General features: G+C 33.4%; 6 protein-coding genes. 4 read left to right on the forward strand and 2 right to left on the reverse strand.

Going from position 1 to position 4,913, the window contains the following annotated elements:
* Positions 1 to 21 precede the first annotated feature (21 nt).
* From panD to RYP29_RS08190, 3 genes are all read left to right on the forward strand, one after another.
* Positions 22 to 414 carry an aspartate 1-decarboxylase gene (panD, locus tag RYP29_RS08180; RefSeq protein WP_311533017.1) on the forward strand — a complete coding sequence of 131 codons (393 nt, stop codon included), beginning with the start codon at positions 22 to 24 and terminating at the stop codon, positions 412 to 414.
* A 69-nt stretch (positions 415 to 483) separates the two neighbouring features.
* Positions 484 to 1,326 (forward strand): pantoate--beta-alanine ligase, encoded by an 843-nt coding sequence (gene panC, locus RYP29_RS08185; protein WP_311533018.1) that lies wholly within the window; start codon positions 484 to 486, stop codon positions 1,324 to 1,326.
* 12 nt (positions 1,327 to 1,338) lie between these two features.
* Complete coding sequence (locus tag RYP29_RS08190; RefSeq protein WP_311533020.1) at positions 1,339 to 2,274, forward strand: bile acid:sodium symporter family protein; 936 nt, start codon at positions 1,339 to 1,341, stop codon at positions 2,272 to 2,274.
* A gap of 80 nt (positions 2,275 to 2,354) precedes the next feature.
* Here the strand turns inward: RYP29_RS08190 and lexA are convergent, their stop codons facing one another.
* On the reverse strand, positions 2,355 to 3,032 hold the full coding sequence (lexA, locus tag RYP29_RS08195; RefSeq protein WP_311533021.1) for a transcriptional repressor LexA: 678 nt from the start codon (positions 3,030 to 3,032) through the stop codon (positions 2,355 to 2,357).
* Positions 3,033 to 3,244: 212 nt separating this feature from the next.
* Between lexA and RYP29_RS08200 the strand changes: the two genes are divergently transcribed.
* Positions 3,245 to 3,547, forward strand: coding sequence for a LysM peptidoglycan-binding domain-containing protein (locus RYP29_RS08200; protein ID WP_311533022.1), 303 nt, complete (start codon positions 3,245 to 3,247; stop codon positions 3,545 to 3,547).
* 76 nt (positions 3,548 to 3,623) lie between these two features.
* Here the strand turns inward: RYP29_RS08200 and RYP29_RS08205 are convergent, their stop codons facing one another.
* Positions 3,624 to 4,634, reverse strand: coding sequence for a site-specific integrase (locus RYP29_RS08205; protein ID WP_302411447.1), 1,011 nt, complete (start codon positions 4,632 to 4,634; stop codon positions 3,624 to 3,626).
* Between the last annotated feature and the right edge of the window lie 279 nt (positions 4,635 to 4,913).

Below are 4,913 nucleotides of genomic sequence, written 5' to 3' on the forward strand. Positions count from 1 at the left end.
TTAAAACACAAGGAGTTTAACATGGAACTAACAATGTTAAAAAGTAAAATTCACAGAGCTACTGTGACACAAGCAGAACTTGATTATGTAGGGAGCATTACTATTGATACAGATCTTTTGAATGCATCTGGCATACGAGAATATGAACAAGTTCAAATTGTAAACGTTAATAATGGAGCACGATTTAATACATATACGATTGCTGGAGAATCCGGTAGTGGCGTTATATGTTTGAATGGTGCTGCTGCACGCCATGTACAAGTACATGATAAAATTATTATCATGTGTTATGCGGCATATAATGAAACTGAAGTTGAGAGCCATAAGCCTCTCGTTGTATTTGTAGATGAAAAGAACAAGATAAGTCATATAAAAAACTATGAAAAACATGGTTTATTAGTTGATCAACAATAATTGTCATTGATCGAATTACAGTAGACTGTATAGGACTATCTTCACATTTACAAAAACGGAGGAATTCTTATGGAAATTTTAACTACAATAGAAGCAGTACGAAATACTATAAACACTTGGAAAAAACAAGGGTATTCAATTGGATTTGTTCCTACAATGGGATATTTACATGATGGTCATGCTGCATTAATTGATGAAGCGAGAAAAAATAATGACAAAGTTGTGGTATCTATTTTTGTTAATCCAATTCAGTTCGGAGAAAATGAAGACCTAAGTTCCTATCCACGTGATTTAAATAGAGATAAAACATTATGTGAATCACATGACGTTGATTTAATATTTATGCCTAGTCCAAATGAAATGTATCATGATAAAAAGGCTTTTGTAAATATTATTGAATTATCTGATACATTGTGTGGCGTTCGTAGACCCATTCACTTTCAAGGGGTTTGTACTGTTGTCGCAAAATTCTTTAATATAATCCAACCTACCAATGCTTACTTTGGTGAAAAGGATGCACAACAATTAGCCATTATTCGTAAAATGGTGTTTGATTTAAATTTCCCGGTCAATATAATTGGAGTACCAATTGTTCGTGAATCCGATGGATTAGCAAAATCTTCTCGTAATACATATTTATCTAGTGAAGAACGAAAAGCTGCTACAATATTATATAAAGCTATTCAAGAAGGAAAACAATGTATTAATCGTGGAGCCTCTGCTGATAGTATCATTAATGTTATGACAAACATAGTTAATACAGAGCCATTAGCAAAAATAGATTATATCTCAGTTGTTGATGCTATTACAATGCAACCAGTTCAAGAGATTATAGCTCCAGTATTAGTCGCTATGGCTGTATATATTGGCTCTACACGCCTTATCGATAACTTCTCTTTCGATGCAAATTAGAGAGGAGAAGTTATGCACTCTTTACAAACAATAACTCATTTTATTTCCAAATACTTAATGGTCCTAATTATTGGCTTTTCATGTATGGCTTATATGGTGCCGGAATATTTTACATGGGCTATAGCTTATACACCATTTTTACTTGGCATCGCTATGTTTGGGATGGGTCTCACTATTAAGTTTGAAAATCTATGTAATATTTTTAGACATCCAAAAGATATTTGTATCGGTGTTCTTGCACAATATACAATTATGCCTTTGTTAGCATGGGGAATTTGCCATGCATTTACCTTACCTCCAGATATTGCAATTGGGGTTATATTAGTTGGCTGTTGTCCTGGAGGAACAGCTAGTAATGTTATTACCTATATCGCTAAAGGTGATGTACCTCTATCAGTAGGAATGACAATTACATCGACATTAATAGCTCCCATTGTAACACCATTATTAATTTTATATATTGGCGGTGCTTGGGTAGATGTTGCATTGCTACCTATGATGATTACAATGGTGAAAGTCATTATTGTACCAATTTTATTAGGTGGTGTCATTCAATATGTTTGTAAATCAAATATTAATACATTAACCAGCATAAGTCCTATATTTTCAATAATTGCTATTATATTATTAATAGCGGCCATTATTGCAGTTAATAGGGACAAACTATTAGTTTCTGGCTTACTAACACTTGTTGTTGTTGGTATACATAATATCTTAGGATTACTATTAGGCTTATGTGCAGGAAAAATGCTTAAATTAAGATACGATAAAACCACTGCATTAGCAATAGAAGTAGGTATGCAAAATAGTGGGTTAGCCGTTACGTTAGCAGCAACTAATTTTGCTTTAAATCCACTAGCAACTCTTGTGGGTGCTATTTTTAGTGTATGGCATAACATATCAGGCGCTATATTCGCTAGTATACGTAGAGATAAAATTTCATCATAAACAAAAACGGCAATATACAATAAGTCCCCATTTACTGGTTCTCCAGTAAATGGGGACTTATTACATACGTTACCAATATCTTATATTCTATCTCGTACTAACCCAATCACAAGACCTTCGATATGACAATCGTCCACAATAATAGAATCAAAGTTATCATTTTCAGGTTGTAAACGAATATGACCATTTTCTTTATAAAAACGTTTTACAGTTGCTTCATCATCAATGCGAGCCACAACAATATCACCATTATTAGCTGTATTTTGATGGCGTACAATTAACATATCGCCTTCATACATACCGATATTCATCATCGATTCACCTTGAACACGAAGCATAAAGCAATCGGAATCGCCTGTAAGTTGAACTGGTAATGTCAATGTAGCCTCTAAGTTTTCAACCGCTGTAATTGGTGTACCTGCTTGTACAGTACCGATAAGAGGCACTTGTTTTAATCCAGCACCAAGGAATTCAAAATTATCAGAACTAGTCGTTTCATTATTATCCTTGGAAACAGAAATATTAGGTTTATTATCATCTAAAATCGTAATAGCCCGGTTCTTATTAGGATCACGTTTAATATACCCAAATTTTTCCAATGTATTTAGATGTGATTGAACAGTAGACGTAGAACTAAGACCTACATAAGCACAAATTTCACGAACAGTAGGGCAACGATATTCATTATGTAAAGAATCTCGAATAAACTCTAATATACGACGTTGTTTTGTATTAATATCTGTAGCTGGGCGTCTCACAGGAACCTCCATATATGTACCAAAAATAGGATATGTAAAAGTGTATACTATAATTATTTTCTTTATATGCTTATTATATAAGGATTTTCATACTTTTGCAAACATTTGTTCTTGAATTACTTGACCGAACATCCGTTTGTGTGCTATTATTTTATTGTAAACAAACAAATGTTCTGAATTTTATGTTCGATATATAAAAGAGGTAATGTATTATGAAACACATTATGATTATGCTTGGTATATGCTTTGCAATGGTAATAGGCTATCAACAAACAACTCCAGCAATGGAATCGCAAAGTGTACAAGAGGTAACAGTAAAGTCCGGAGATACCTTATGGGATATTGCATCTCGTTCTACTGGATCTAATATGGATGTTCGTGAAGTAGTTCATACAGTAAAAGAAATAAATAATATTTCTGATTCTGGAACATTGACACCAGGAACTAAAATTAAAGTTCCTGTATATAAAACTGATAGTCCAACACGAGCTATGGACTATATGGCTCAAAATTAAATATATATGAAAATGGCTAGTATAGATTATCTTTAATAAAAAGTAATCCATACTAGCCATTTTTCGTTATAAAGTTTTATTTAAACCGTTTTTCAAAAATTGTAGATATTGGATTATCGACAAATTTATTCGCTTCATTAATATAACGGCGTACCATATTTACACTATGATGGCGTGTCTGACGCATTATATTACGTTCTTCAACACCATAAGCCGCTGCAGTTGTAGCAAAGCCATGTCGCAAACTATGAGCGCCATACATAGCTGGATCAAGTCCAATAAGAGAGGTATACTTCTTTACAATTTCTGCAATAGACTTATCAGAAATAGCAGTCTTTCGTAAAGACATTGATTTAGTAAAACCTCTAAAAACAGGTCCTGATGTAATACCGCTAGCGGTAAGCCATTTTTTTAAAGCTCGTACTGCATCAAGAGGTGAACCTTGTAAGCTTGGAATCGCTACAATAGCACCTTGACCTTCTTGGTCGGCCTTTGAGGACGCAATAAAGATCTCCAAACCTTGTGGAGAAAACTTTAAATTTTCCACTGTTAACGCTGCAATTTCACTACGACGAAAGGCGCCCATAAATCCAATAAGTAAAATAGCCTTATCTCTAAGCTTTTGAATTTTGGGAATATCGATAGAGTCTATACATTCCAAAATATCCTCTATATCATCTAGTAAAATAGGTGTTTTACCTTGTTGAAATGTTCCCTTTAAACGTCGTATTCCTCTTAAGGCTTGTTTTACAAGAGGGGACATACATGGATTTTCTCTAGAGCCAGAAGCATTATAATTTTCTGATATAGCACTAATACGGCGAGCAATTGTATTAGCCTTTGCATAATCTGCCAGGTCGTTAATATAATTGACAATAGTTTCTGGTGTTGCTGGGAAATAGGATACCTTTTGGTAGTTGCACCAATCGACAAAATCATCCCAATCTGACTCATAAGCATTTACCGTATTTTCAGCCTTTGAAAGTAGAATACTTTGTTTGGCTTTCATAGATAATTTTGTACTGTTCATTAATGCATCATTATGACGCAAATAAAAATGTTTTTTCTCTTCTTTAGACTGTGACATATATAATCCTTTTACTAACACTATGCTATTATTGTATCACATAGAAATGTCGAATTATGCTATAATTAGATGATTTTGAACGAAATTTTCTCGAATTTTATTTGAAAGATATAATGATGAACTTAAAACAATTATTATGTACAGTATTAATCGGTTCTTGTCTATTTACTAGTGGTTGTAGCTTAATTCCTACAGATGGCACAATTACATATGGTCTGTATTATGAGGATCAAGATATCTCTGGATATTCTAGAGATGCTGTAAGCGCCTTAATTCATA

This window comes from uncultured Veillonella sp. (genome assembly GCF_963534045.1).
GTDB lineage: Bacteria > Bacillota > Negativicutes > Veillonellales > Veillonellaceae > Veillonella.

What these genes read in the sequence shown, in the direction of transcription:
- RYP29_RS08190 (WP_311533020.1), top strand. Translation starts at nt 1,339, where the DNA reads ATGCACTCTTTACAAACAATAACTCATTTTATTTCCAAATACTTAATG.
- panC (WP_311533018.1), top strand. Translation starts at nt 484, where the DNA reads ATGGAAATTTTAACTACAATAGAAGCAGTACGAAATACTATAAACACT.
- RYP29_RS08200 (WP_311533022.1), top strand. Translation starts at nt 3,245, where the DNA reads ATGAAACACATTATGATTATGCTTGGTATATGCTTTGCAATGGTAATA.
- RYP29_RS08205 (WP_302411447.1), bottom strand. Translation starts at nt 4,634, where the DNA reads ATGTCACAGTCTAAAGAAGAGAAAAAACATTTTTATTTGCGTCATAAT.
- panD (WP_311533017.1), top strand. Translation starts at nt 22, where the DNA reads ATGGAACTAACAATGTTAAAAAGTAAAATTCACAGAGCTACTGTGACA.